The sequence below is a fragment of the Sphingomonas sp. ABOLG genome (assembly GCF_003950435.1).
GTDB classification, from domain to species: domain Bacteria; phylum Pseudomonadota; class Alphaproteobacteria; order Sphingomonadales; family Sphingomonadaceae; genus Sphingomonas; species Sphingomonas panaciterrae.
Genome location: NZ_QQWW01000010.1, coordinates 1 through 25,714 on the forward strand (window position 1 = coordinate 1; position 25,714 = coordinate 25,714).

The 25,714-nt window shown below is 67.0% G+C and carries 26 protein-coding genes and 1 pseudogene; 9 read left to right on the forward strand and 18 right to left on the reverse strand.

Annotated elements, in window-relative coordinates; translation table 11 throughout:
• Positions 1-366, forward strand: a 366-nt coding sequence (locus tag CA236_RS12395) for an OmpA family protein (protein ID WP_164518935.1), incomplete at its 5' end; no start/stop codon positions are given.
• A 396-nt stretch (positions 367-762) separates the two neighbouring features.
• Here the strand turns inward: CA236_RS12395 and CA236_RS12400 are convergent.
• The 7 genes from CA236_RS12400 to CA236_RS12430 form a co-directional block, all read right to left on the reverse strand.
• Positions 763-1,839: a 5-(carboxyamino)imidazole ribonucleotide synthase gene (locus tag CA236_RS12400; RefSeq protein WP_125945846.1), complete on the reverse strand. Its 1,077-nt coding sequence runs from the start codon at positions 1,837-1,839 to the stop codon at positions 763-765.
• Entirely contained in the window at positions 1,836-2,312 is a 477-nt protein-coding gene (gene purE / locus CA236_RS12405; RefSeq protein ID WP_241212638.1) for a 5-(carboxyamino)imidazole ribonucleotide mutase, read from the reverse strand. The genes CA236_RS12400 and purE overlap by 4 nt, the downstream gene beginning before the upstream one ends.
• Before the next feature lie 59 nt (positions 2,313-2,371).
• Positions 2,372-2,953 (reverse strand): alpha/beta hydrolase, encoded by a 582-nt coding sequence (locus CA236_RS12410; protein ID WP_125945847.1) that lies wholly within the window; start codon positions 2,951-2,953, stop codon positions 2,372-2,374.
• 99 nt (positions 2,954-3,052) lie between these two features.
• Positions 3,053-3,832, reverse strand: a complete 780-nt coding sequence (locus CA236_RS12415) for an NRDE family protein (RefSeq protein WP_346962773.1) — start codon at positions 3,830-3,832, stop codon at positions 3,053-3,055.
• Positions 3,810-4,856, reverse strand: a complete 1,047-nt coding sequence (folP, locus tag CA236_RS12420) for a dihydropteroate synthase (protein ID WP_125945848.1) — start codon at positions 4,854-4,856, stop codon at positions 3,810-3,812. Before folP ends, CA236_RS12415 begins: the two co-directional genes overlap by 23 nt.
• A 146-nt stretch (positions 4,857-5,002) precedes the next feature.
• Positions 5,003-6,154 carry a site-specific DNA-methyltransferase gene (locus tag CA236_RS12425; protein ID WP_125945849.1) on the reverse strand — a complete coding sequence of 384 codons (1,152 nt, stop codon included), beginning with the start codon at positions 6,152-6,154 and terminating at the stop codon, positions 5,003-5,005.
• A 177-nt stretch (positions 6,155-6,331) separates the two neighbouring features.
• Positions 6,332-6,940, reverse strand: a complete 609-nt coding sequence (locus tag CA236_RS12430) for a ribonuclease HII (protein ID WP_046407266.1) — start codon at positions 6,938-6,940, stop codon at positions 6,332-6,334.
• Positions 6,941-7,107: 167 nt separating this feature from the next.
• On the opposite strand from CA236_RS12430, the gene CA236_RS12435 reads away from it, so the two are divergent.
• Positions 7,108-8,253 (forward strand): PQQ-dependent sugar dehydrogenase, encoded by a 1,146-nt coding sequence (locus CA236_RS12435; RefSeq protein WP_125945934.1) that lies wholly within the window; start codon positions 7,108-7,110, stop codon positions 8,251-8,253.
• Here the strand turns inward: CA236_RS12435 and CA236_RS12440 are convergent.
• Together CA236_RS12440 and CA236_RS12445 are read right to left on the reverse strand one after the other, a co-directional pair.
• Entirely contained in the window at positions 8,237-8,629 is a 393-nt protein-coding gene (locus CA236_RS12440) for a PaaI family thioesterase (RefSeq protein ID WP_046407268.1), read from the reverse strand. The genes CA236_RS12435 and CA236_RS12440 overlap by 17 nt on opposite strands.
• Positions 8,626-9,063: a PaaI family thioesterase gene (locus CA236_RS12445; protein WP_046407269.1), complete on the reverse strand. Its 438-nt coding sequence runs from the start codon at positions 9,061-9,063 to the stop codon at positions 8,626-8,628. Before CA236_RS12445 ends, CA236_RS12440 begins: the two co-directional genes overlap by 4 nt.
• Before the next feature lie 116 nt (positions 9,064-9,179).
• On the opposite strand from CA236_RS12445, the gene CA236_RS12450 reads away from it, so the two are divergent.
• Together CA236_RS12450 and CA236_RS12455 are read left to right on the forward strand one after the other, a co-directional pair.
• Complete coding sequence (locus tag CA236_RS12450; RefSeq protein WP_125945850.1) at positions 9,180-9,962, forward strand: crotonase/enoyl-CoA hydratase family protein; 783 nt, start codon at positions 9,180-9,182, stop codon at positions 9,960-9,962.
• Between the two features lie 111 nt (positions 9,963-10,073).
• Entirely contained in the window at positions 10,074-10,343 is a 270-nt protein-coding gene (locus CA236_RS12455; RefSeq protein WP_046407273.1) for a CsbD family protein, read from the forward strand.
• A gap of 99 nt (positions 10,344-10,442) precedes the next feature.
• On the opposite strand, the gene CA236_RS12460 is transcribed toward CA236_RS12455, so the two are convergent.
• From CA236_RS12460 to CA236_RS12470, 3 genes are all read right to left on the reverse strand, one after another.
• Positions 10,443-10,886 carry an acyl-CoA thioesterase gene (locus tag CA236_RS12460; RefSeq protein WP_046407313.1) on the reverse strand — a complete coding sequence of 148 codons (444 nt, stop codon included), beginning with the start codon at positions 10,884-10,886 and terminating at the stop codon, positions 10,443-10,445.
• A gap of 160 nt (positions 10,887-11,046) precedes the next feature.
• Positions 11,047-11,829: an SDR family NAD(P)-dependent oxidoreductase gene (locus tag CA236_RS12465; RefSeq protein WP_046407275.1), complete on the reverse strand. Its 783-nt coding sequence runs from the start codon at positions 11,827-11,829 to the stop codon at positions 11,047-11,049.
• A 96-nt stretch (positions 11,830-11,925) separates the two neighbouring features.
• On the reverse strand, positions 11,926-13,128 hold the full coding sequence (locus tag CA236_RS12470; protein WP_046407276.1) for an acetyl-CoA C-acetyltransferase: 1,203 nt from the start codon (positions 13,126-13,128) through the stop codon (positions 11,926-11,928).
• An 81-nt stretch (positions 13,129-13,209) separates the two neighbouring features.
• On the opposite strand from CA236_RS12470, the gene CA236_RS19350 reads away from it, so the two are divergent.
• Complete coding sequence (locus CA236_RS19350) at positions 13,210-13,587, forward strand: nitroreductase family protein (protein WP_346962774.1); 378 nt, start codon at positions 13,210-13,212, stop codon at positions 13,585-13,587.
• Positions 13,569-13,859, forward strand: a pseudogene (locus CA236_RS19355) (nitroreductase); the annotation flags it as partial. The gene CA236_RS19350 and the pseudogene CA236_RS19355, both read left to right, overlap by 19 nt.
• 31 nt (positions 13,860-13,890) lie before the next feature.
• On the opposite strand, the gene CA236_RS12480 reads toward CA236_RS19355, so the two are convergent.
• The gene (locus CA236_RS12480) at positions 13,891-14,151 is read right to left on the reverse strand and encodes a hypothetical protein (protein ID WP_046407280.1); all 261 of its coding nucleotides are present in this window, start codon (positions 14,149-14,151) and stop codon (positions 13,891-13,893) included.
• Between the two features lie 77 nt (positions 14,152-14,228).
• Positions 14,229-15,614, reverse strand: coding sequence for a DEAD/DEAH box helicase (locus tag CA236_RS12485; protein WP_046407281.1), 1,386 nt, complete (start codon positions 15,612-15,614; stop codon positions 14,229-14,231).
• Between the two features lie 269 nt (positions 15,615-15,883).
• Between CA236_RS12485 and CA236_RS12490 the strand changes: the two genes are divergently transcribed.
• Together CA236_RS12490 and CA236_RS12495 are read left to right on the forward strand one after the other, a co-directional pair.
• Positions 15,884-16,204 carry a hypothetical protein gene (locus CA236_RS12490; protein WP_241212639.1) on the forward strand — a complete coding sequence of 107 codons (321 nt, stop codon included), beginning with the start codon at positions 15,884-15,886 and terminating at the stop codon, positions 16,202-16,204.
• A complete protein-coding gene (locus tag CA236_RS12495; RefSeq protein ID WP_125945851.1) occupies positions 16,201-17,742 on the forward strand; it encodes a methyl-accepting chemotaxis protein in 1,542 nt (513 codons plus the stop codon). The genes CA236_RS12490 and CA236_RS12495 overlap by 4 nt, the downstream gene beginning before the upstream one ends.
• Before the next feature lie 90 nt (positions 17,743-17,832).
• Here CA236_RS12495 and CA236_RS12500 read toward each other — a convergent pair whose 3' ends face one another.
• The gene (locus CA236_RS12500) at positions 17,833-18,987 is read right to left on the reverse strand and encodes an acyl-CoA dehydrogenase family protein (RefSeq protein ID WP_046407286.1); all 1,155 of its coding nucleotides are present in this window, start codon (positions 18,985-18,987) and stop codon (positions 17,833-17,835) included.
• Positions 18,988-19,139: 152 nt separating this feature from the next.
• On the opposite strand from CA236_RS12500, the gene CA236_RS12505 reads away from it, so the two are divergent.
• Positions 19,140-20,141, forward strand: a complete 1,002-nt coding sequence (locus tag CA236_RS12505) for a fumarylacetoacetate hydrolase family protein (RefSeq protein WP_125945852.1) — start codon at positions 19,140-19,142, stop codon at positions 20,139-20,141.
• Positions 20,142-20,191: 50 nt separating this feature from the next.
• Here the strand turns inward: CA236_RS12505 and CA236_RS12510 are convergent, their stop codons facing one another.
• The 3 genes from CA236_RS12510 to CA236_RS12520 form a co-directional block, all read right to left on the reverse strand.
• The gene (locus CA236_RS12510) at positions 20,192-21,061 is read right to left on the reverse strand and encodes an acyl-CoA thioesterase domain-containing protein (RefSeq protein ID WP_125945853.1); all 870 of its coding nucleotides are present in this window, start codon (positions 21,059-21,061) and stop codon (positions 20,192-20,194) included.
• Positions 21,058-22,368, reverse strand: coding sequence for a cytochrome P450 (locus CA236_RS12515; RefSeq protein WP_125945854.1), 1,311 nt, complete (start codon positions 22,366-22,368; stop codon positions 21,058-21,060). Before CA236_RS12515 ends, CA236_RS12510 begins: the two co-directional genes overlap by 4 nt.
• 71 nt (positions 22,369-22,439) lie before the next feature.
• Positions 22,440-25,712, reverse strand: a complete 3,273-nt coding sequence (locus CA236_RS12520) for an error-prone DNA polymerase (protein ID WP_125945855.1) — start codon at positions 25,710-25,712, stop codon at positions 22,440-22,442.
• Between the last annotated feature and the right edge of the window lie 2 nt (positions 25,713-25,714).

The window sequence follows — 25,714 nt, forward strand, 5'->3', positions numbered from 1 at the left end:
CCGCCGGAAGTGGTGTGCTCGCCGGGTCCGTTCATTGTCTTCTTCGAGTGGGACAAGTCGGACATCACGCCTGAGGCAGCGTCGATCCTCGACAACGCCGTGACCCAGTACCAGACCTGCGGCAACGCCCAGGTGATGGTCGCCGGCTACACCGACCGTTCGGGTTCGGCACAGTACAACGTCGGTCTGTCGCAGCGTCGCGCAGACTCGGTGAAGTCGTACCTCGAGTCGAAGTCGATCCCGGGTGGCGTCATCACCACCGAGGCGTTCGGTGAGAGCAACCCGCGCGTGCCGACCGCAGACGGCGTCCGCGAGGTTCAGAACCGTCGCGTGGAGGTTACCTACGGCCCCGGCGCGGGCATGTAAGACCTTCGTCGTCAGACGAAAAAGAGAGAGGGGTCGGCATTGCCGGCCCCTTTTTTTGTGCGGCGCCGCCTGGTGAAGGCGCAGCAGCGTTCTTTCCGCTGCGGCGGGGTCCGCATGATCCTGGATGCCGTTTGTGCGGCCGCGCCTCAGCCCAGCTTTACAGTTCCTGCAAGCGGTGCGTCCGCCATCCCACCCACCAGCGCAACGAGCCGCAGGAGTTGATCTGCTTGCAAGGTGCGGGAAGCGCGACGCTATATGGCAAGGCGCTGAGGCTGGCCACGACGACGCGGCTTGGTTCAGGCAGCTCGCATGGCGCATAAGGCGGCGCCGGGTGTGGAGGCCGCCGGAGCAGCGTTGGCCCGGGTTCAGCCGCTCAGGAAGCAGCCAAGCAGGGTGTCAGTCCAGGTCCCGGGCGACGCGGGTGATGTGGCCCATTTTGCGGCCCGGGCGAACCTCGCGCTTGCCATAGAGATGCAGGTGGGCGCCGGGCTCTGCCAGCACATCCGCCCAGCAATCCACGTCGGCGCCGATCAGGTTTTGCATCACCGCTTCACGGCCGGTGAGTGCGACACTGCCCAGCGGCAGTCCGAGGATCGCGCGAACGTGGTTCTCGAACTGCGATGTCTCCGCGCCCTCGATCGTCCAGTGGCCGGAATTGTGCACGCGCGGCGCCATTTCGTTGAACACAGGGCCATCGGGCGTCGCGAAGAACTCGCACGTCAGGACCCCGACATGCCCCAGCGCATGGGCAACGCGCCCGGTGAGCGCCGCGGCCTCCGTCCACAGTGCGGCGATCTCCGCCGGTGCGGGAACGGTCGAGCGCGACAGGATGCCGTCGTCATGCTGATTCCATGCCGGCGGATAGCTCACCATCGATCCGTCATGGCCGCGCACCAGGATGATCGAGAATTCATGGGTAAACGGAACAAAGGCTTCGAGCACGGCCGGACCACCAACCGCCTCCCACGCGGCGTCGGCATCGGCGCGATCCATGATCCGTGCCTGGCCCTTGCCGTCATAGCCCATGCGCGTCGTCTTGAGGATCGCGGGGACTCCGATCTCCTCGATGGCGGTTTCCAGCGCCGCGCGATTGTCGACCGCGGCCCAGCGCGTCGGGCGACCACCGAGCTTCTCGACAAAGCTTTTCTCCGCAGCGCGATCCTGCGCCACGCGCAGGCTGGCGGGGGAGGGGTGGACGGGCACGTGATCGGCGAGCCATTCGACGGGCTCGGCGGCGATATTCTCGAATTCGTAGGTGACCACATCGCACTGGGCGGCAAAGTCGGCGAGGACGATGCGGTTGTGATAGTCGGCGCGGGTCAGCGACGATGCGGTCTGCGCCGCGACGCTTTCGCGGTCAGGGGCCAGCACATGGGTGCGATAGCCCAGCTGCGCCGCGGCTGCGGCGATCATGCGCCCCAATTGTCCGCCGCCGAGGATCCCGATGGTCGAGCCTGGAGGCAGCGGTGTCATTGGGGCAGCTCCGCGACATTGTCGGTCTGGGTCGATCGCCATGCTTTCAGCCGCTCTTCCAGTGCCGGGTCAGAAAGGGCGAGGATGGCGGCGGCGAGAAGCGCGGCGTTGATCGCGCCGGCCTTGCCGATCGCCAGCGTCCCCACAGGGATGCCACCGGGCATCTGGACGATCGAGAGGAGGCTATCCATGCCCTTCAGCGCGTGTGATTCCACCGGCACGCCCAGGACCGGCAAATGCGTCATCGCCGCGGCCATGCCGGGGAGGTGCGCCGCCCCGCCAGCGCCCGCGATCAGCACCTTCAACCCGCGATCCGCCGCCCCGGTGGCGTAATCATAGAGACGCTGCGGGGTACGATGGGCCGAGACAACGCGGGTTTCGTGGGGGATCTCCAGCACGGCGAGAATGTCGGCCGCGTGCCGCATTGTCTCCCAGTCAGAGGTGGAGCCCATGATGATGCCAACGTGCGCCATTGGCGGCGGTTAGCGAGCGTGGCGCGGCAGGGCAACAGCGAGTGTGCGCAGTGCTGCCCTCAACGGTCCCGATGGAAGATCGGATGGACCGCGATGGCGCGTTCCACGTCGCGATCGACGACCCGCGCGGTGGCGCGCTGGATCAGGCGCGGCGCGCTGCGCCACGGCCGTAGTTCGCCGTGCCGCTGGCGGTCGCCGCGCAGCAGCCGGCTGCCCCAGCCGTTCACCGCGGGTATCGTGGCCGCCGCATCCGCGCCGGACAGGACGAGCGACGGGAACGGAAGCGCGATGGCGGGCGAGGCGAAGGGCTGGGATTCTTCGGCGCCTTCGGCGGGCGGATCGAACAGCAAGGCGCCGGCGATCCGTGAGACATAGCTCGCCGGGGAGAGGCGCGCCCACCAGGACGCCGCATGGCAGCCGAGTCCCTCGGCGACCAGCAGCACGGTGCGATCGGCGCGCATCACCGCCGCATCGAGCTGCGCCGCCCACAGGCTGCGGCGTTCACCGTCGTGAAGGACGACGTGATCATCACCCTTCACCGGCCAGCGCATCCGCGTGTTCCACGCCGGATCGGCGCGCCCGGCAGCAGCGATCGTGATGATCGACCAATGGTTTGGCATGACGGCCGTCGCAATCGACATGGCGTCCACTCCATCCTGTTCGCGGCGCGACTATCCCTGATTCGCGGGCTCGCGACAATCCTGCGGTATTCGCGCAGGGCTGTACCGGTGACGGCGGCGTCAGTCGGTCGGCCAGCGGAAGGCGAGGCGGGTCACGCCGTCAGCCGTTCCATCGGGATGAAAACGCTGCTCGACGATGATCCCGTCGCCGGCGTGGTCGATCGCGATCACGGTGCTGCAACGGGTGCCATAGACGGCATCGCGGATGAAAACCGGCCGCTCTCCCTCAGGGGCCGGCGTCTCGTCCACCAGCAGGTCGAGCAGGTGGCCGACGGGCTGCGGTGCGCTAAGCCATGTGTCGAGCGCCATCGTCACCGCGCGGGTGCGCAACGACGGCGGATCGAGCGGCCCGTTGGAGATGCCGTGCACCCCGGATGAGAGAATGTGGCGGAGCGGGCGCGGCTGATTGGTCTGATAATCGGCGACGGGTCCGATCGTGATCAGGCTGAACCCGCCATAGGCGTCCAGCCGGTCATCGTCAGGCAGCGCCCCGCAGCGCAGATAGTCCGCAACCAGCGCGCCGCGCGATGGCGCGCCGTCGCCGCGGGGGTGGCCGGCGACATTGGTCACCACTGCGAACCGCCCCGCCTCCGACACCCCGATCCAGCTGCCGCCGGAGAGCAGATCCCGCCCTGCGAGCACGTCATGGGCATCGGTCCAGCGATCGAGCGGGGCGGAGGGGCGCGCGTGGAATTCGTCGCGATTGGCAGCGACAACCAGGCGCCAGTCGGGATGCGCGCGATGTGCCAGCGCCACGACGCACATCAGCGCGCGCGCCCGATACCGGCGGATGCGGCGAGCGTCGGACGTCGGCAGCTCATCCGACGAACGCCCGGTCACGCAGGCCACGCCAGACTCGCAGCGCCTGCAGGGTTTCAGCGACGTCATGGACGCGGAGCACCTGAACCCCCGCCTCCGCACCCTTGAGCGCCAGCGCCACCGAGCCGCCAAGCCGCTCCCGGACCGGCGCCTCGTTCGACAATGCCCCGATCAGCCGCTTGCGGCTGGCGCCGAGCATGATGGCGCAGCCCAGCCCGTGGAACATCGCCAGCGCATTGATGAGCGCGAGATTGTCCTGCAGCGACTTGCCGAAGCCGATGCCCGGGTCGACGATGATCCGCGAGCGGTCGACCCCGGCCGCGACGAGCGCCTCGATCCGCGCGTCCAGCCAGTCGAACACCTCCACCGCGACATCGCGGTAGATGGTCGTTCCGTGGCCGCCCTTTTCCGGGTCAGGCGAGTGCATCACGATCACCGGGCAGCCGGCACGCGCGACGACGTCGACCGCGCGCTTGTCCCATAGCAATGCGGAGACGTCGTTCACGATCGCCGCACCGGCAGCCAGCGCGCGCTCCATGACAAGTGCCTTGCGCGTGTCGATGGAGACGAGCGCGCCGGCCCGGGCCAGCCGCTCGATCACGGGAACGACGCGGGCTGCCTCGTCCTCCTCCCATACGGCGGCAGCGCCGGGGCGGGTCGATTCGCCGCCGACGTCGATCAGCGCCGCGCCGGCGCTTGCCATGTCCATGCCGGCCGATGCCGCGGCAGCGGGATCATCGCGATGCGTGCCGCCGTCGGAGAAGCTGTCGGGCGTGACGTTGAGGATGGCGGCCAGCACCGGCTGGTCGAAGCGCAGGGTGCGTTCGCCAAGGGCGAGCGGGGGGCGCGGCGCAACGAAGCGGGCGTGCAGCATCGCCGCGCGGGCGCCGAGCGCGGCGATCTCCGCGACCGGGACGATCCGCTTGGCCCCGCTTTCCTTCACCTCATAAGCGGCGAACCACTGCATCCCGCCGGCAAGTCGCGCCACCGCGCCATCATCATAGGCGAAGGGTGCGTCGACAAATTGTACCGGACGAAGGTGCATGGACCGCTTTCACAGAAGGAGCGCCTTTTGTGCGGCAGCGATCGGCAGGGGGCAAGCATCCCGCCAGCGCGAGGCTGACGCGGCGGCCGCTGCCGAGCCTGTCGCGTCGCCGGGCAACTGCCCCGAGGCGACAGGCTCAGCGGTGCTTACACCTGGGTGGCGAGCAGGTACGTCTGCCGCAGGGCGTCGATCGGCTTGAGCGCGCCGTCCACCTCGTAATGCCAGAAGCTCCAGCCATTGCAGGTTGGTGCCCCCTGGAGCGTCGCGCCGAGCTTGTGGATCGAGCCGCTGGCGCCGCAGTCGCTGGCGAGGCTGCCGTCGGCGCATACGGTGGCGCGGAAGCGGCGCTTGGCATCCACCACGATGCTGCCCGCTGGCAGATAGCTGTTTTCCACCAGCACGCCGAACGCGACCTTGGGCTGCTGCTTGGGGCTCTGCATCGTGCGCAGCGCCGATTCGTCGAGCGGCAGCGCGGCGTCGATACGCGCCTGCGCCGCATCGATGTACACGCCCTCGCGCTCGATGCCGATCCAGCGGCGGCCAAGACGCTTGGCAACCGCGCCCGTCGTGCCGGTGCCGAAGAACGGATCGAGCACCACGTCGCCCGGCTTGGTGCAGGCGAGCAGCACGCGATAGAGCAAGGCCTCGGGCTTTTGCGTCGGGTGCACCTTGTGCCCGTCGGCGCCCTTCAGCCTTTCCTGACCACCACAGATCGGGAATTCCCAGTCCGAGCGCATCTGGATCTCGTCGTTCAGCGTCTTCATCGAACGATAGTTGAAGGTGTATTTCGCCTTCTCGCCCTTCGACGCCCAGATCAGCGTCTCGTGCGCGTTGGTGAACCGGGTGCCGCGGAAATTGGGCATCGGGTTGTTCTTGCGCCACACGATGTCGTTGAGGATCCAGAAGCCCAGATCCTGCACCGCCACGCCAACGCGGAAGATGTTGTGATAGCTCCCGATCACCCAGATCGTGCCATTGTCCTTCAGGATCCGGTTCGCCTCCGCCAGCCAGGCGCGCGTGAACGCGTCATAAGCGGCAAAGGTATCGAACTTGTCCCAATCGTCGGTGACGGCATCGACATGGCTGCCGTCCGGACGAAACAGCTCACCCCCGAGCTGCAGATTGTACGGCGGGTCGGCGAAGATCATGTCCACCGACTTGGCCGGCAGCGCGCGCATCTGCGCGATGCAGTCACCGATCAGAATCCGGTCGAGCGGCAGGGCGGCCGGATCGGCCGCCACCTTCGTCGACACCTTCGCCGGGGCGCGACGCACGCGCGTTTTCTCGATGACACTCATGCGGTTCCCCCTTTTCGCACGCGACCGTCGCCGCGCGGTGGACTCGCCGTCAAGCGATGATTGGTTAACGATAAAAGCTGCAAAGCCGTTAACATGGCGGAACATTCCGCGCCCGAACCCAGATGTTGAGTCAACCGCGGCGGCAGGACTCAAGCAATGGGGTGTGGCGCAAAAGACTCAGAGCGGAAGAACCGTTTGCGCCACCGGCGCGAAGCTGCGGCGATGGAGCGGCGAGGGGCCGTGTTCCACCAAGGCGCGGCGGTGGGTGGCGCAGCCATACCCCTTGTTAGAGGCCCAATTGTAATGCGGATATGATTCGTGATGCCGAATCATGATCGTGTCGCGCGTGTGCTTCGCGACGATCGAGGCCGCGGCGATCGAGCGGCTGAGCGCGTCGCCCCCCACGATGGGGGTGGCGGCATAGCCCCAGCGCGGCAGGCGGTTGCCGTCGACCAGCACGTGACCCGGCGCGCAGCCGAGCGTGGCGGCGAGTTGATCGACCGCCACGGTCATCGCCTTCATCGTCGCCCAATAGATGTTGAGCGTGTCGATCTCCTCCGCCTCGACGATGCCGACGCCGACGATCGCGCAATCCAGCAGCCGGCCGCACAGCCGGGCGCGCTCGGTGGCGGAGAGTTTCTTCGAATCGTCGATGCCTCGCGGCACGCCACGCTCCGGCAGGATCACCGCCGCCGCCACCACGGGCCCGGCGAGTGGCCCGCGCCCGGCCTCGTCCACGCCAGCGACTGGCGCGAGATACAGGCGTTCGTGCTTCATTCCGGGCATTGCGAGGGGACACGCTTTCTCTGACAGGATCGGGTGCGGCTCTAGCAAAAGCGGCGCGCCAGCCGAAGCGCGGATCGTCGCCCTTTCGCCTCGGGTGATCTGTTGCGGAACCGCATCGACACTGCGACGGTATTGATCCTGATTTGCCCGTTTGAGGAGTTATCGTGATCTCGCGCAGCCTGTTCGTCGCGGCCCTGCTGGCCGCCACCGCCTGTTCCGCAGAGCCGCAGGCCGGCAATGCGGCGAGCGATTCCACCGCGGCCACCGCCGGCAAGCCGTTTGTCGAGACGGTCGTTGCCGATTTCGATGCGCCCTGGGCGATGACGTTCCTGCCCGACGGCCGGATGCTGGTGACGGAAAAGGACGGGCGGCTTCTGCTGGTCTCCGCCGACGGCAAGGTGCGCCAGACGATCGCCACGCTGACGGTCGATTCGGCCGGCCAGGGCGGGTTGATGGATGTCGTGCTGGCGCCCGATTTCGCGCAGTCGAAGCGTGTGTACCTCAGCTGGTCGACGACGGGTGCGGGCGGCAAGGGCGTGGTGCTGGCGCGCGGCGTGCTCGATGAAGCGAACCCTGGCGCGGCCAAGCTGAGCCAGATCCAGGAGATCTTCCGCGCGACGCCGTTCGTCGAGGGCAATGGCCATTATTCCGGTCGCATCGCCTTCTCGCCCGACGGCCAGTATCTGTTCTTCACCAATGGCGAGCGGCAGAAGTTCGATCCCGCACAGGATCCCAAGGCGACGCTTGGCAAGGTGCTTCGCCTCACCCCCGACGGGAAGCCGGCGGCGGGCAACCCGCTGGCGGCAAAGGGCTTCCACCCCGCGGTGTGGAGCTATGGCCATCGCAACCTGCTCGGCATCGCCTTCGACGCGCAGGGCAATCTGTGGGAGCAGGAGATGGGGCCGAAGGGCGGCGACGAGCTGAACCTCGTCTTGCCGGGCCGCAATTATGGCTATCCGAAAGTGTCGAACGGCGACCATTATGACGGGCGCCCGATCCCCGATCACGCGCCCGGCGACGGCTTCGAGGCGCCCAAGGTGTCGTGGACCCCGGTGATCTCGCCCGGCGGCCTGATGATCTATTCGGGCAACCTGTTCCCGCAGTGGAAGGGCGACGCGTTCATCGGCGGGCTGTCATCCAAGGCGCTGGTGCGCGTCGATCTCGACGGCACCAATGCGCGCAAGGGCGATCAGTGGGACATGGGTGCCCGCATCCGCGAGGTGGAGCAGGGCCCGGACGGCGCAATCTACGTGCTGGAGGATGGCGCGCAGGGATCGCAGGGCCGGATGCTGCGGCTCACCCCCGCGCGATAAGGTAGTTCATCCGTGCAGAGGCGATCGGCTTGGCCCGGCTTTCCTGCCAGGCGATCGCCTCCACATTGGCAATGCGGTTGCCCAGCCGGGTGACCGTGCCGGCGGCATAGGTCAGCCGCTCTCGCCCGCCGCGCATGAAATCGATCGTGACGTTGATCGGCTTCACGCGCCGGTTGCCGTCCGCGCCATCCTCGCCCGCCATCTGGTGGCGCAGCGCGGCCAGCGCCGCCATTTCGATGAGGCCGGTAATCGCGCCACCCTGGACGAAGCCGGGGCGCCCGATCACTGCGGGCCCGAACGGCATGGCGAGGACGGGGAGGCCATCTTCCCATTCCAGCGTCGCGCCGAGCAGATCGGCATAGGGCGGCAGCTTCATGCGCCCTCTCCCAGGAACATGAAGGTGCCCGAGACATGCGCGACGGGATCGTTCGGGTCACCGTCATGCGCCTGGCCGCGCACGAAGCTGATCGATCGCTTGATCGCATAGCATTCGCCATGGCCGATCACCGTGTGCCCGGGCTTCGCCGGCCGTAGGTAATCGACCCGCAGGTCGAGCGTGGCGTGCGCCACGAACCGCCCCAGCTTGCGCATCGTCGCCAGGCTGGTGGCGATATCCATCAGCGCGAAGATCGGGCCGGACGCGATCACGCCGCTGTCCTCGTCGCCGATGATGTCCGGATGATAGGGCAGCGTCAGCTCACACCAGTCCGGGCCATGCGCGTGATAGGCGATGCCGAGCCGCCCGCCATGGCCGCCGAAGCGCACATCCTCCATGCCGGGGATGTCGCCCAATGCCGTCTCGATCTTCATGCACCCGCTGATACACCCGCCTTCCTCGAGCGCAACGATCGCGGCATTTCCGGGGCGGCATTGCTGGACGCGGCCGGCTTGTCTAAGTCGATCGTATCAATTTGCGGGAGAGCGAGATGGAAGAGCGGGTTACGATCACGGTCGAGAACGGCATCGCGGACGTTCGGCTGAACCGACCGGACAAGATGAACGCGCTCGATCCGGCGATGTTCGCCGGCATCAACGCCGCCATCGAGCGGCTGGCGGGCATGAAGGATGTGCGGGTTGCCGTGCTGTCGGGTGAGGGGCGGGCGTTCTGCGCCGGGCTCGACATGGGATCCATGGCGGCTGGCGGATCGGGCAACGATCTGGGCAAGCGCAGCCATGGTGTCGCCAACACGGCGCAGAATGTCGCCTGGGGCTGGCGCACCTTGCCGATGCCGGTGATCGCCGCGGTGCATGGCGTCGCGCTGGGCGGCGGGTTCCAGATCATGTCGGGCGCCTGCGTGCGCATCGCGCGGCCGGACACGCGCATGTCGATCCGCGAAACCTATTGGGGGCTGGTGCCCGACATGGCCGGCCTCGCGCTGTGGCGGACGCTGGCGCGCGACGACGTGCTTCGCGACCTGACCTACAGCGCGCGCGAGTTCACCGGCGGGCAGGCCGAGCGTTATGGCTTCGTCACCCGGCTCGCCGATGATCCGCGCGCCGCGGCGTTCGAGCTGGCGCGCGAGATCGCCGGTCGCAATCCCGACGCGGTGAAGGCGTCCAAGCGGCTGATCAACCTGATGGTGGATGGCGACACCGCCACCGTGCTGCAGGGCGAGAGCGACGAGCAGGTCAAGCTTATGCGCTCGCCCAACCAGGTGGAGGCGGTAAAGGCCAACATGGAAAAGCGCGCGCCGGTCTTCGTCGACTGACGTTTTCGTGCCGCTCGCCTCCGGTCTCGCGGCCGGCGGCGAGCGGCCCGGCATGTGGCACAAAAGCCCGTCTGACCCGTTGTCGCCTCCGGGAAATCGGAGGTATTGATCATGGCTGACGCACTTACCGCAGATATGAACACGGTGACGGGCAAGGTGAAGGAAACGGCCGGCGCCGCGACGAACGATCGTTCGATGCAGGCGAGCGGCATGCTCGATCAGCTGAAGGGTTCGGTGCAGAAGGCGATGGCGCCGGGCGCTGACGGGCAGCCCGCAGTGGTCGGACAGGCAAAGGCCTTTGCCAAGGAGCGTCCGTGGGCAGCAGCCGCGCTGGTCGGCGTCCTTGGGCTCGCCACCTTGGGGACGCTGCGCGGGAAGTAACCCGCCGCAACCAGGCGGAGAAATGCGGGCCCGTGCGCTGCCGATGATCGCGATCATCGGTGGCGCCGGGCCCGCTGCCGTTGCGGTACCCGGCCGCGATCAGGCGGCCTTCACCTGAACCGCCTTCAGCCGCTCGACGAAGTCGGCCGGGAGGGACTCGCCCTTCGGATCGGTCATCACGATCGTCGTGTCGCAGGTGGCGATACACGCGCCCGACTGAAAAGCCGCGGCCAGCATCTCGAAGCTGCGATTGCCGATGCGGCCGATGCCCAGGCCAATCTCGACATCCTCGGGGAAGCTGCCTTCGGCGAGGTAGTTGATCTCATTGCGGGCCACCACCGCGCGGAACGAGCCTTCCGCCATCTTCCCGCGGTTCACGCGTCCCAGCTGCTGGTTCATGCGCACGCGGGCATCCTCGAACAAGGCGGCATAAGCGACGTTGTTGAGGTGACCCATCGTGTCGAGATCCTGGAAGCGCGTCTGCTTCACCTCGCGCTTGGGATAGGATGAAAGGTCAAGGCGCCAGGGGGCGGGGCGGGACATGCGATATTTCCTGTAGCTCTGAAACACGTTCCCCGGGGGTGACCAGCGCCCGGGACGATCCGATCGTCGCTGGCCATGGCCCTCCCCGGGGAGGTGTCATCGTTCGATAAAGGCGGTCAGGCGCGGCGGCAGGCGCCGCGCCGTCAGCGTGTCGCCGTGCTCAGCGCGGCGCCATGCGGATCGCGCCGTCGAGGCGAACGTCCTCGCCGTTGAAATAGCCGTTCTCGATCATCAGCGTGGCGAGCGCGGCATATTCCTCCGGATCGCCGAGGCGCTTCGGGAACGGCACGGACGCGGACAGCGCATCCTTCACGTTCTGCGGCGCGCCCTGCAGCAGCGGGGTGTTGAAGATGCCCGGCAGGATCGTGTTGACGCGAATGTGCTCGTTCATGAGATCGCGTGCGATCGGCAGGGTCATGCCGACGACGCCGCCCTTCGACGCCGAATAGGCCGCCTGGCCGATCTGGCCGTCCTCGGCCGCCACCGACGCGGTGTTGACGATCGCGCCGCGGTCGCCATCGGGAAGCGGATCGAGCGTCATCATGCCGGCCGCCGACTTGGCGATGCAGCGGAAGGTGCCGACGAGGTTGATCTGGATGATCCAGTTGAACGCGTCGAGCGGGAAGTGCTTGATCGAGCCGTCTTCCTTGCTGCGGCTGGCGGTCTTGATCGCGTTGCCGGTGCCGGCGCAATTCACCAGGATACGCTCCTGGCCGATCGCCGCGCGCGCCTTGGCGAAGCCCTCGTCGACCGAGGCCTCGTCGGTGACGTTGACCTTGCAGAACACGCCGCCGAGTTCCTTGGCGATCGCCTCGCCCTTTTCTTCCTGAAGGTCGAAGATGGCGACCTTCACGCCCTTGGCGGCGAGCTGCCGCGCGGTCGCGGCGCCAAGGCCGGACGCGCCGCCGGTGATGACGGCGGAAATGCTGTTGTCGAGCTTCATTGAATTCCCCTCCCGAGAAAATGCTCCCGCACAAGCGGGGCACGATCCCGTCCCCCGCTTGTGCGGGGAACGGGCCATTTAATCACGGCAACAGGTTCAGGCTGCGGCCTTCGCCTCGCCCTGCCAGTCGCAATTTTCGATGATCGTGACGTTGGCGACACCGCCGCCTTCGCACATCGTCTGCAGGCCATAGCGGCCGCCACGACGGCGCAGTTCGTGAACCAGCGTCGCCATCAGCTTCGTGCCCGATGCGCCGAGCGGGTGGCCGAGCGCGATCGCGCCGCCGTTGACGTTCAGCTTGTTCGGATCCGCCTTGGTATGCTCGAGCCAGGCGACCGGAACCGAGGCGAACGCTTCGTTCACTTCGTACAGGTCGATGTCATCGATCGACAGGCCGGCCTTCTTGAGCGCCTTGTCGGTCGCGAACAGCGGCTCTTCGAGCATGATCACCGGGTCGCCCGCGGTCACCGTCAGGTTGACGATCTTCGCCAGCGGCTTGAGGTTGTACTTCTTCAGGGCTTCCTCGCTGACGATCAGCACCGCGCTGGCGCCGTCGCAGATCTGGCTCGACGAGGCGGCGGTCAGCACGCCCTCTTCCGACAGCTTCTTCACCCCGGCCATGCCCTCGGCAGAGGCGTCATAGCGGATGCCCTCGTCAGAGGTGTGCACTTCCTTGCCCTCGGGCGTCTCGATCTCGATCGGGACGATCTCGTCCTTGAACTTGCCGCCTTGCGTCGCGGCCACCGCCTTGCGGTGCGAGTTCAACGAATATTCGTCGAGCTGCTCGCGGGTGTAGCCGTACTTCTTGGCGATCATCTCCGCCCCAGCGAACTGGTTGAAGTTGATGCCCGGGAACTTCTCCTCCAGGCCCGGCGACTTGTTCTTGCCGAGGCCGGCGTCGTAGAACAGCTTGTAGGTCGAGCCCATCGGCACGCGCGACATGCTTTCGATGCCCGCCGCGATCACCACGTCCTGCGTCCCCGACATCACGGCCTGCGCCGCAAACTGGATCGACTGCTGCGACGAGCCGCACTGGCGATCGATCGTGACGGCCGGCGTCGACTGCGCCAGCTTCTTGGAGGCGAGCACCGCATTGCGCCCCACCTGACCGGCCTGCTCGCCGCCCTGGCTGACGCAACCCATGATGACGTCTTCGACAGCGTCGCCCGGAATGCCCGAACGCTCGATTACCGCGTCCAGAACCTGTGCTGCCAGATCGACCGGATGAACCCCCGCGAGCTTTCCGCCGCGTCGTCCACCAGCCGTCCGCACCGCTTCGACGATATACGCCTCGGCCATCTTCCGACTCTCCATAACAGATGTTATCCCAGCCGCTCATGTGCCGCGATTTAACGCGCACGGCAAGAGGTGGAGAGGCGAATGAACGTATCCGACGCAGTAAGGGAGCGGCGTTCGGTCCGCGGATTCCTGGACAAGGAGGTGCCGCTGGACGTGCTGAAGGATCTGGCGCTGACGTCGGCGCGCGCGGCGACGGGCGGGAATATTCAGCCTTGGCACATCGACATCGTGACCGGGGAGAAGATGGCCGATCTGAAGGAGATCATGCGCGGCAAGATCGAGCGGCGCGAGACCGAGACGCCGGGCTATGACATCTATCCGCGTGAAATGACCGACGCCACGAAGGCGCGCACGTTCCAGATCGGCGAAATCATGTACGGGCACCTCGGCATCCCGCGCGTGCGCAGTGGTTCGCGCGAAATTTCCAGTTCTTCGGCGCGCCGGCCGCCTTCTTCGTGACGGTCGACCGCCGCATGGGGCCGCCGCAGTGGGCCGACCTTGGCATGTACCTGCAGAATCTGATGCTGCTGGCGGTGGAGAAAGGGTTGGCGACCTGCCCGCAGGAATGCTGGGCAGTCTATCCCAGCACGGTCGAAACGTTCCTCGGCACGCCGCCAGAGCGGATGCTCTTCTGCGGTGTCGCGATCGGCTATGAGGATGCGGAGGAACCGGCCAACCGCACGCGCAGCCCGCGCGCGCCGGAAGAGGAATGGCTCACGGTTCTGGCCTGAAGTGAACGTGTCGCCGGGGGGCGGCCTGTGCTCAGGCGCCCTCTGGCTGCGATTCCTCGATGGCGGCCAGGATCATCCGTTCCCACACGGCGGGGTCACCAGCGGCGGCCATCGCCTTGCTGGGCGCGCGCAGCGTGTGGAGGACGGCCATCGCTTCCTCGCGATAATCGCGCCAGGCGGCATCCACCGCATCGCCGGCGGATTCCTGATCCCCGTGCGCATTTACGCTGAGCCGCTCGCCGGCCAGTACGCGCGCAATGCGCTCCAGAACCGGGCCAGTCGCGATATCCATAGGGCCGTCTCCTTCTTCAGGAGAGGCAACCGATCACGCGCGGCCGGGTTGCACGGCCGCGCGCAATTGGCGTGAGGTCAGGCCTGAGCGGCAGTGCGTGCGCCGCCGCGCCCACGGCCGCGACCGCCGCGTCCGCGACCACCGCCCTGTCCGCTGCCATGGCCACCAGGTCCGCCACGGCGGCTGGCATTGGCATAGTCGCGGGTTGCCGTCGGCGCATGGCTCGCCTTGGGGCGTGCCGGCGGGCGGGGCCCGCGCGGACGATCCTCACGCGGCGCCGGATCGGCACCGATCGCCTTGACGCGCGCCGCCTTCAGCGCGTCAGCGCGCTTCAGGAAATCGGCCGGCAGGGCGCGATGCGGCACCTTCTGGCGGGTCAGCTTCTCGATGTCCTTCAGATACGGCCGCTCGTCGTCGGCGCAGAAGGAAATGGCGATGCCGCTGGCACCGGCGCGCGCGGTGCGGCCAATGCGGTGCACATATTGCTCCGGCACGTTCGGCAGTTCGAAGTTGAATACATGGCTGACACCCGAAATGTCGATGCCGCGCGCCGCGATGTCGGTCGCGACCAGGATCGGCACTTCGCCGCTCTTGAACGCGGCAAGCGCGCGCTCGCGCTGCGGCTGGCTCTTGTTGCCGTGGATCGCGTTGGACGCGATGCCGTTGCCAGCCAGCAGCTTCACGACCCGGTCGGCGCCATGCTTCGTGCGGGTGAAGACCAGTGCGCGGTCGATCTTCTCTTCCTGAATCAGGATCGTCAGCAGCGCCTGCTTTTCGGTCTGATTGACCAGCACCACCTGCTGCTCGACCCGCTCCGCCGTGGTCGAGGCAGGGACGACCGAGACGGTTTCCGGATCATTCAGGAACTTGTCCGCCAGGTCGCGGATCGAGGTCGGCATCGTGGCGGAGAAGAACAGGGTCTGACGGCGACGCGGCACCATCTTCACGATCTTCTTCAGCGCATGGATGAAGCCGAGGTCGAGCATCTGGTCGGCCTCGTCCAGCACCAGGATCTCGAGCATCGTGAGGTTGCAGAAGCCCTGCTCGACCAGATCGAGCAAGCGCCCGGGCGTGGCGACGAGGATGTCGACGCCGCGCGACAGGTCCTGCCGGTTCTTGTTGATGCTGGTGCCGCCGAACACCGTGGCGACGGTCAGGCGCGAATGGCGCGCGTAGAGCTTCGCATTGTCCGCGATCTGGCTGGCCAGCTCACGGGTCGGGGCGAGGACCAGCATGCGCACATGCGTCGGCAGAACGCGCTTCTCGCTGCCGAGCAGTCGCTGGATCGAGGGGAGGACGAACGCTGCCGTCTTGCCGGTACCTGTCTGGGCGATGCCCAGGAGGTCGCGGCCGGTGAGTACCGTCGGGATGGCATCGCGCTGGATCGGCGTGGGCGTCTCATAGCCCTTTGCTTCAAGCGCGCGGACAAGCGGCTCGGCGAGGCCGAGATCGGAGAATGACATGCAATAAACCTATAAATAGTCGCAGCCCGCAACGTCATGGGACGTGCAGGAACGGGGGAAAATAGACACCCCGCGTGACTTGGGAAGCCGGTTCAATCGACCGAGACGGAGCCTGGGCACGAAGCCCGATCACGCTGCAAACGTCTCGATCACGCTGAAATGCAGATCCTGCGCGAGAAAGTCAAGGAGGCGCGGGTAGTGGCCGACGCTCCACGGCCCGCGGCCATGCTTTACCTGGTCCTAACCCTCGTCAGGCCAAAGGCAGCCGTATGGGTTCTGTTTTTCTCCGGCATACGCTGATCGCGCGCGGGCTTTGCCTTGTCATCGGGCAGGTCGCGATTGCCGCTGGCGCGCTGGCGGTACTGGCGCTGGCGCCCCCGCTGCGCGGCGACATGCTGCTGATTCCGCTGTGGCCAGACGCACCAACCGCCCGCCTCGCGCTGGCGCAGGATGCGCGGCTGGTGGCGGCGGGGCCCGGCGGCGGCATGGTGGTTCGGGGGGAGCGCGACGCGCTCTTCTGGCCGCTGCTTCGGGCGGGAATAGTGACGATCGCGGCGCCGTCGCTGATCTGCGGGGGGCGTGCCTCATGAGCTCGCTAGACAATCTGCGCATGCGCGGGATCCGCGTCATCGCGGCGGTGGGATGGTTGTGCCTGCCGCTGCTGCTGATCTGGGGCGCGGCGATGAACGCGCCGGGAACCGGGCTCGCAATCGCCGCGGCGGCGATGGTGAACATCATACCGACCGCTCTGGCGGTGCGTGGCCGGCATGATCTGGCCGCACGGATGAGCTGCGGCGTGCTCGCCGCGGCGATGCCGGCGATCTACGTCTATCTGCTGGCGGGTTCGGCCTGGCAGATGGATGGGCACATGTACTTTTTTGTCGCGCTGGCGATGATCGCGGTGCTGTGTGACTGGCGGCCGCTGGCGCTGGCGGCGATCCTGATCGCGCTTCACCATCTGGTGCTGTCCTACGTGCTGCCGAACTGGGTGTTCGAAAATGGCGGCGCGCTGGACCGCGTGCTGTTCCATGCGCTGGCGGTGGTGCTGGAGTTTGCGGCGCTGACCTATCTGACCACCCGGCTGCGCATCCTCATCGTGGCGCAGGACGTGGCGCGCCAAGAGGGCGAGCGGCTGCTGGCGCTTGCCGAGGTGGAGCGCGGCCGGGCGGTTGCGGCGCTGGCGGCGGCGCAAGCGGCCGACGAGCGGTCACAATCGGAGCGCCAGCGGCGAGAAGCGGCCGAAGCGCGGCTGGAGAGCGAAAGGCGGAGCGCGCTGATGGCGCTGGCCGACGACTTCGAGCGGTCGGTGGCGGGCGTGGCGGTGGCGATCGAGGGTGCCTCGGCAACGCTGGAAGGGTCGGCCGCGACGCTGACCCGGATCGCGGCGGAGGCCGGGCGGCAAGCGAGCGAAGTGGCCGTAGGTGCCCATCAGGCGGCCGGCGCGACACAGGACGTGGCCGATGCCGTCCACCGACTGACCGATTCGATCGGCGAAATTGCCGAGAGCGCGCATGCCCAGGCGACGCTGACCGGCGACGTTCAACGCAATGCCGAACAGGGCAAGGCGGCGGTACTGGATCTCGCCGCACGTGCCGGCGACATCAATGGCCTGGTAGGCGAGATCCACGAGATCGCCACGCGTACCAACCTGCTCGCGCTGAACGCCACGATCGAGGCCGCGCGCGCCGGGGACGCGGGACGTGGCTTCGCCGTGGTGGCGGGCGAGGTGAAGCAACTCGCCGGGGGAACGGCGCGGGCCAGCGAGAAGATCGTGTCGCTGATCGGCAGCGTGCGGCACGGCGTGGATTCGACCGAGGCCAGCATCGTGGGCGCGGCGGACGCGGTGTGCCGGGTGGCTGCCGCGGCCGATGCTATCAAGGGCGCCGTGTCCGGTCAGCGCGGCGTCGCGGGGCAGATCGAGCGTACCGCACACGAGGCGGCACGCGGTGTGGACATGATCGAGCAGCGGATCGCGCAGGTGGCGGAGGCCGCCAACGAGGCGGACGTGCTGTCGCAGCAGGTGCGCGAGGCGGCCGGCGCCCTGTCCGACCAGGCACGGCGGCTGCGGCGAAGCACCGATGGGTTCGTGGAGCAACTGCGCACCGGCGAACGCGCGGTCGCCGCCTGAGGATCACTCCTTCAACCGCCGTCTGATACACGACGCCCCGCCCGCCGGATGGCGCGCGGGGCGTGCTGTGTGTCGGCTAACCGGCCGGGCTCAGAGCTTGCGGCTGATCACTTCCTTCATGATCTCGTTCGTGCCACCGTAGATCCGGCTGACACGCGCGCCGCGCCACATGCGGGCGATCGGATATTCGTTCATATAGCCAGCGCCGCCGTGCAACTGGAGGCACTTGTCCATGACCTCCCACTGGAGGTCGGTGTGCCACAGCTTGGCGGCTGCGCCTTCCTCGTTGGTCAGTTCGCCCTTCAGATGGCGTGCGATCGCCCAGTCGAGGTGCGCCCAGCCGACCTGAAGCTTGGCCTTGAGGTCCGCGAGGACAAACTTGGTGTTCTGGAAGTCGAACACCACGCCCTTGAACGCGCGGCGCTCTTTCACGAAGGCGACCGTATCGTCGAACGCCTTCTGCGAGGAGGCCATGGTGCTGACAGCAATCGACAGGCGCTCCTGCGGCAGCTGGCTCATCAGGTAGATGAAGCCCATGCCCTCTTCGCCAAGACAGTTGGTGATCGGCACGCGCACGTCCTCGAAGAACAATTCCGAGGTGTCGGCGGCGTCCTGACCGATCTTGTCGAGCTTGCGGCCCTTGCTGAAGCCCTCCCGGTCGCTTTCGACCAGGATGATCGACATGCCCTTGTAGGCCGGCTGCGCGTCCGGATCGGTCTTGGCCACGACCAGGGTCAGGTCGGTGTTCTGACCGTTGGTGATGTACGTCTTCGAGCCGTTGATGACGTAGTGATTGCCGTCCTTCTTCGCGGTGGTGCGGATCGACTGAAGGTCACTGCCGGTGCCCGGTTCGGTCATCGCGATCGCGGTGATCACGTCGCCCGACACCATCTTAGGCAGCCATTCCTTCTTCTGCTCCTCAGAGCCGTAGGTCTCCATATAGCCGGCCACGATGTCCGACTGGAGCGAGAAGCCGGCGGGGACGCCCGAATAGGCCATTTCCTCGTCGACGATGGCATTGTAGCCAAAGTCGAGGCCGAGGCCGCCATAGGCCTCCGGCACGGTCGGGCAGAGCATCCCGACTTCGCCAGCCTTCTGCCAGAAGCTCTTGGGAACGAGGCGATCCTTTTCCCACTGGTCCGCGTTCGGCACGCCTTCCTTGGCGAGGAAGCTGCGCACCGTCTGGCGGAACGCCTCATGATCCTCGTTATACGCGAAACGGCCCGCAATCTGGTCGAGCGACATTCGAAACCTCTCCGGAAAATTACAGCGCCGCTTGTCGCCAGCCCCGCCTGAACGGTCAAGTAACTTTTGTTATGGTGATATCGCGTAGGGTACCGCTCTCGACTTGGCCGTCCGCGCGCGCCTATGCCGGAGGGCTGAAAGAGAGGTGACGGATGAAACTAGCGAGTCTGAAGCATGGCCGCGACGGCAAGCTCGTCGTGGTGTCGAACGATCTCGCCTGGTGCGCCGATGCCGGCCACATTGCGCCGACATTGCAGGCGGCGCTGGACGATTGGGACCGGCTGTTGCCGGACCTGCAGAACCTCGCGACCGATCTTGAGCATGAAGTGATCCCGCGGCTGCGTTTCCATGAGCATGAGGCGGCGTCGCCGTTGCCGCGGGCGTATCAATGGGCGGATGGCTCCGCCTATGTGAACCATGTCGCTTTGGTGCGGCAGGCGCGCGGGGCGGAGATGCCGGAGACGTTCTGGCACGATCCGCTGATGTATCAGGGCGGGTCCGACGGCTTCCTTGGCCCGCGTGACGCGATCCTGCTGGGGGACGAAAGCTGGGGCTGCGACCTGGAGGCCGAAGTGGTCGTGGTCACCGGCGACGTGCCGATGGGGGCGAGCCGTGAGGAGGCGCTGGCGGCGGTGCGGCTCGTCGGGCTGACCAATGACGTGTCGCTGCGCAACCTGATCCCGGGTGAGCTGGCCAAGGGTTTCGGCTTCTTCCAGTCGAAGCCGGCGTCGGCCTTCTCGCCCGTGTTCGTGACGCCGGACGCGCTGGGCGACTGGTGGCAGGACGGCAAGCTGCATCGCAAGCTGATGGTCGACCTGAACGGTGAGCCGTTCGGGCGCGCCGAGGCGGGTGAGGACATGACGTTCGATTTCGGCACGCTGATCGCGCATGCGGCGAAGACCCGCGCGCTCGGGGCGGGGACGATCGTCGGGTCGGGTACGGTATCGAACCGAGATGCCGATGGCGGGCCGGGCAAGCCGATCGCGCAGGGCGGGGTCGGGTATTCCTGCATCGCGGAGGTGCGCACGATCGAGACGATCGCGGGTGGCAAGCCGGTGACGCCGTTCCTGAAGAAGGGCGATACCGTCCGCATCTGGGCCGAGGATGACCGGCATCATCCGATCTTCGGCGTGATCGAACAGACGGTGGGTTGATCGATCCGGCATGGGGCGGGGAGGACCCACCCCATGCTGGTCGCGCCGCGTCAGCCGCGCGGCAGATCGTGGCGGACGGGATCGCCGGCAGGATCGGTGATCGCCAGCATCCGCCCGATTGCGACGGGGCGGTTGGGATCGCCCTGATGCGCCTCCAGATCGAGCGTGATCGCGCGGCGGCCGATGCGGCGGGGCACAACACGCGCGACCAGCGGCAGCGTAGCCAGTGCCGGCGCGAGAAAGCGGATCTCGATATCGAGCGGGCGGAACGCTGCATCGATCGACGACACGCCGGCATGTTCGAGCAGGCCGGCGATGACGCCGCCATGATAGGCGGGCAGCGGCGCGCCGACATGTTCGACCCGCGGCTGCATGACCAGGCCATCGGGCGTCGCCTCTGCACCGAGATAATCGGCGAAGCAGGGCGCGGGCGATGGCGGCAGCACGTCGTGCCGTTCATCCATCCGGCCAGGCGTGCCGCCGGGCATCGACCCGATCAGATAGCGCGCGACGGCGGCACCGATCGGCCTGCCTTCGGCAACCAATCGGCCGCGCGACAAGGCGAAATCGCCCTCGCGGGTCACTTCGTCGATGACGCAGCTGATGGCGGCGGCGGGCAGCGGGCCGAACCAGTCGACGCGAAGGTCCAGCGTCATCATCGGCGTGGGGCGTGACAGCGTGGTGAAGACGCCGCCGGCGGTCGCCTGATCGGCCAGCACCAGCGCGGCGCCGCGCGAGACGCGCCCGTCGGGATCGCACGCCGCCGGCAGAGCGGCGTCGAGCGACGTCGACACCGGCTCGCCCACGGTGGCGTGTTGCCACATGCCAAGCGCGGCACAGGCCGGAATGGTGCGCAGGTGCTGGCTCGGCTCGGTCCCCGGAAAGCCGGGGTAAAGTTTCTCGGGGTCGTGTCGGCTCACTTGGCGCGGTACCGTATGGGAAGGTGTTTCATGCCGCTGACGAAGCTGGCGCGGGTCCAGGACGGGTCGCCGGCAAGCTCGAAATCATCGAAGCGAGCGAGGAGTTCTTCGAACAGGATACGCATCTCCAGCTTGGCGAGGTGCTGGCCCAGGCACAGGTGCGGGCCATAGCCGAACGCCAGGTGCTGCCGCACGTTCGCGCGGTCAACCCGGAAGGTGAAGGGATCGTCGAAGACGGCAGTGTCGCGGTTGGCCGACGGATAGGCCATGACGAGGCCGTCGCCGGCCTTGATCGGCACGCCGCCGACCTCGGCATCCTTGGCGGCGGTGCGGAAGAAGTGTTTCACCGGGCTGGCCCAGCGGATCATCTCCTCCACCGCGTTGGGCAGCAGGGAGGGATCGTCGCGCAGCTTCTTCATTTCGGCCGGGTTACGGATCAGTTCCAGCAGCCCCGCGGAAGTGGAAGAGCTGGTCGTGTCATGCCCCGCAGCGGCGATGATGAGATAATAGCTCATCGCCTCCATATTCCCCATCGGCGATCCATCGGTGAGCGTCGCGTTGGCGATGATGGTGGAGACGTCTTCGCGGGGATTGGCCTTGCGGTCGGCGGTGATTCGGTCGCACCAGGCGTTGAATTCGGCGATGGTGGCGAACAGGCCGCCCATCTCCTCGGGCCGCATGTGATCGAAATCCTGCGCGCCGAACACTTCCTGCGTGATCTTCATCAGGAACTGTTCGTCCTCGCGCGGGGCGCCCAGCGTCAGCATGATGACGCGCAACGGGAACCAGATCGCGACCTCGCTGGCAAAGTCGCACTGAGTGCCAAGCGCGGCCATATGCTCCACGCTGTCGCGGGCGAGGGTGCGGATATCCTCTTCCAGCTGCTTCATGTGCTTGGGCGAGAAATAGCCCTGAGTCATGGCGCGGAAGTGCTTGTGGTCGGGATTGTCCATGCTGACGAGGTTGCGCGTCAGCTTGTTGCCGCCGGTCAGCGCCATGATGCGCTCCTCATCGGCGATGGTGGCGAGCGTCAGGCGCGGATCGTTGAGGAAGGTTTCGTTGTCGAGTTCGACGCGGCGGATGTCGGCGTGGCGCGACACCGTCCAGAACGGGCGATAGCCCTCCGGTTCGCACCAATAGACCGGGGCTTCCTCGCGCAGATATTTGAAGATCGCGTGGTAGCGTTCCTCATTGGCGTAGCTGTCGGGATCGACGATCGCGGCGTCGAACGCGGCCTTGTCGGTCGGCAGCGGGACGTGCGCGGTCACGCCGATCTGGGGCTCGCGGCTGAGGGCGGCGGTGGCCATGCGGTCTCTCCTATCCATCTGCCGGTCGGTCGCCGGCTGGGGTCAAGCCTAAGCCGATCGCTTTACCAAGATCAATGGAAGTCGTGGCTGCGGATCGGAATCACGTCCTCCGGCCGGTCGCGATAGTGCCCGTCTCTGTAATGATAGTCGGTGCGGTTGCGCGGCTTCCACCCGGCGTCGCCGCGATCGGGGGCGCCGGGGTGCGTGGCGCCGTCCCCCCGGGCGACGAGCGAGGGAAGGTCGATCTCCCCCACTTCGCGCAGCATCCAGGTAAGATCGGTGATCAGATCCGCGACGACATGGATCACGATCCCTTCCTTCTGCACGCGGCCGCGGATGCTGACCATCGCGGAGGACATGACGGTGCGGCGCTGCGCCTCGAACCGGTCGGGCCAAAGGATGCCGTTGGCGACGCCGGTCTCGTCCTCGATGGTGATGAACAGCACCCCCTTCGCACTGCCCGGCCGCTGGCGGACGAGGATGATGCCGGCGACGTCGACCAGCGTGCCTTCCTTGATGGTTTTCAATTCTTCACAGCGGACGCAGCAGCGTTCACGCAGGCGATCGCGCAGAAAGGTGAGCGGGTGCTGGCGAAGCGTCAGCTGGGTGGCGCGATAATCCTCCACGACTTCGCGGCCCGCAGTGAGCGCGCGCAGGTGGACAGGATCCTCCTTCGTCTCGATGGCGGCGAGCAAAGGGAGCGGGGTGTCGCCGAGGCCGCGGATCGCCCACAGCGCCTGTCGCCGGTCGAACCCCATGCCGGCAAAGGCATCCGCCTTGGCGAGTTTCTCCAGCGCGGCGAGCGGTACGCCCGAGCGGCGCCACACATCCTCGACCGAAGTGAAGGGGCGGGCAGCACGGGCGGTGATGATCTTGCCGGCATCGGCGGCGGACAGGCCGTGGACGATGCGCAGGCCGAGGCGGAGCGGCTTTTGCGCGCTGCGGTCCTCCAGCAGCGCCGTGTCCCACTCGCTGGCCATGATGCACACCGGCAGGATCTCGACGCCATGCGCACAGGCATCGCGGACAATCTGTGCGGGGGCATAGAAGCCCATCGGCTGGGCATTGAGCAAGGCCGCGCAGAACACGTCGGGATGATGGCATTTCATCCATGACGAGGCGTAGGCGATCTTGGCGAAGCTGGCCGCGTGGCTTTCGGGGAAGCCGTAGCTGCCGAACCCCTCGATCTGCTTCACCAGCCGTTCGGCAAAGGCCTGTGAGATGCCGTTGGCGCGCATGCCGGCGATCAGCTTTTCGCGAAACTCGCCCACGCCGCCGGTCATCTTGAATGTCGCCATCGCGCGGCGCAGCAAGTCCGCCTCACCCGGGGTAAAGCCGGCGCCGATGATCGCGACCTGCATCGCCTGTTCCTGGAACAGGGGCACGCCAAGCGTCTTCTGCAACACCGCTTTCAAGGCATCATTGGGATATTCGACCAGCTCCTTGCCCTCGCGGCGCTTCAGATAGGGATGCACCATGTCGCCCTGAATCGGGCCGGGGCGGACGATCGCGACCTGGATGGCGATGTCGTAGAAATTCCTCGGCTTCATCCGCGGCAACATGCTCATCTGTGCGCGGCTCTCGATCTGGAAGACCCCGAGCGTATCGGCCTGGCGGATCATCTCGAACGTCGGTTCATCATCGTCCTGCAAGGGCTCGCTCGCCATCGTCATCGCGATCCCCTTGTGCTGACCCAGCAGATCGAACCCGCGCCGCATGCAGCCGAGCATGCCGAGGCCGAGGATATCGACCTTCATGAAGCCAAGATGCTCGATATCCTCCTTTTCCCATTCGATGACGTGGCGATCGACCATCGCGGCCGGCTCGATCGGGACAAGATCGTGGAGCGGATCGCGCGTCAGGACGAAGCCGCCGGGGTGCTGCGACAAATGGCGGGGCGTGCCGATCAGCTCCTTGGCGAGCTCAAGCGCGAGCGCGAGGCGTGGTTCGCCGGCGTCCAGGTTAAGCGCCTGTACGTGGCTGTCGGGAACGCCCTCGTTCGACCAGCCCCACACCTGGCCGGCGAGCGCGGAGGTCATGTCCTCGGGCAGGCCGAGCACCTTGCCCACTTCGCGGATCGCGCCGCGGGTGCGGAAGCGGCTGACCACCGCGGTCAGCGCGGCATGATCCCGGCCATAGGTTTCGTAGATCCACTGGATCACTTCCTCGCGCCGCTCATGCTCGAAATCGATGTCGATATCGGGCGGTTCGCGGCGTTCCTCCGAGACGAAGCGTTCGAAGAGGAGCTGGTGCTTGACCGGATCGATCGAGGTGATGCCGAGGACGAAGCAGATGACCGAATTGGCCGCCGAGCCGCGGCCCTGGCACAGGATCTCGATCGAGCGGGCGTAGCTGACGATCGAGTTTACGGTGAGGAAATAAGGCGCGTAGCCCATCTTCGCGACGAGCGAGAGTTCGTGTTCGAGCTGCCGGGTATAGGGCTCCGGCGGCGCGCCATCGAAGCGATGGGTGAGTGCGTTGCGCGACAGACGTTCCAGCGCCTCCTGCGCGCTGCGGCCCGACATGATGATCTCATCGGGATATTGATAATCGAGGTCGCGCAGCGAGAAGGTGCAGCGTTCGACGATCGCCTCCACCGCGGCGAGCGCATCGGGGTAAGCGGCGAAGCGGCGCGCCATTTCATCGGGCGGCTGGAGATGGCGATCGGCATGGCGTTCGCGGCGAAAGCCCAATTCGTACACCGTGCATTTCTCGCGGATCGCGGTGACGACGTCCTGCAGCATCCGGCGATCGGGACGGTGGTAGAGCACATCGCCGGTGGCGAGCGGGGTGAGGCCGTAGGCGGTGGCGGCCTGCGCCGTCTCGGCAAAGCGCCGCCGCTCGCCCGGGCGGCGCCAGGGGGTGAGGCAGATGTGGCCGCGCTTGCCGAAGATGTCGGTGGTGGCGGCCAGCGCGGTCGGCGCCGCACCGCTGCGCCCCGGTACCAGCGCGGCGACGAGGCCGTCGGCATGCGCGGCGACATCCTCCCAATGGAGGAAGCATTGCCCCTTTTCGCCGCGCCGCGCGTCAGCGCGAGACTTGCCGAGCGTGAGGAGGCGGGTGAGCCGGCTCCAGGCGGCGCGATCCTCCGGCCAGACGAGCAGGGATTCGCCGGTGACCAGATCGAGCCGGCAGCCCGGGATGGAGCGGATGTGGAGGCCGTGCTTCACCTTCAGCTGCTCGCACGCATAGAGCGCGCGGACCACGCCGGCGACCGAGTTGCGATCGGTGATGCCGAGCGCGGGCATCCCCATCAGCGCGGCGGTGGCGAACAGTTCCTCGCAGGAAGATGCGCCGCGCAGGAACGAGAAATGCGTGGTGACCTGAAGCTCGCTGTAGGTCATGC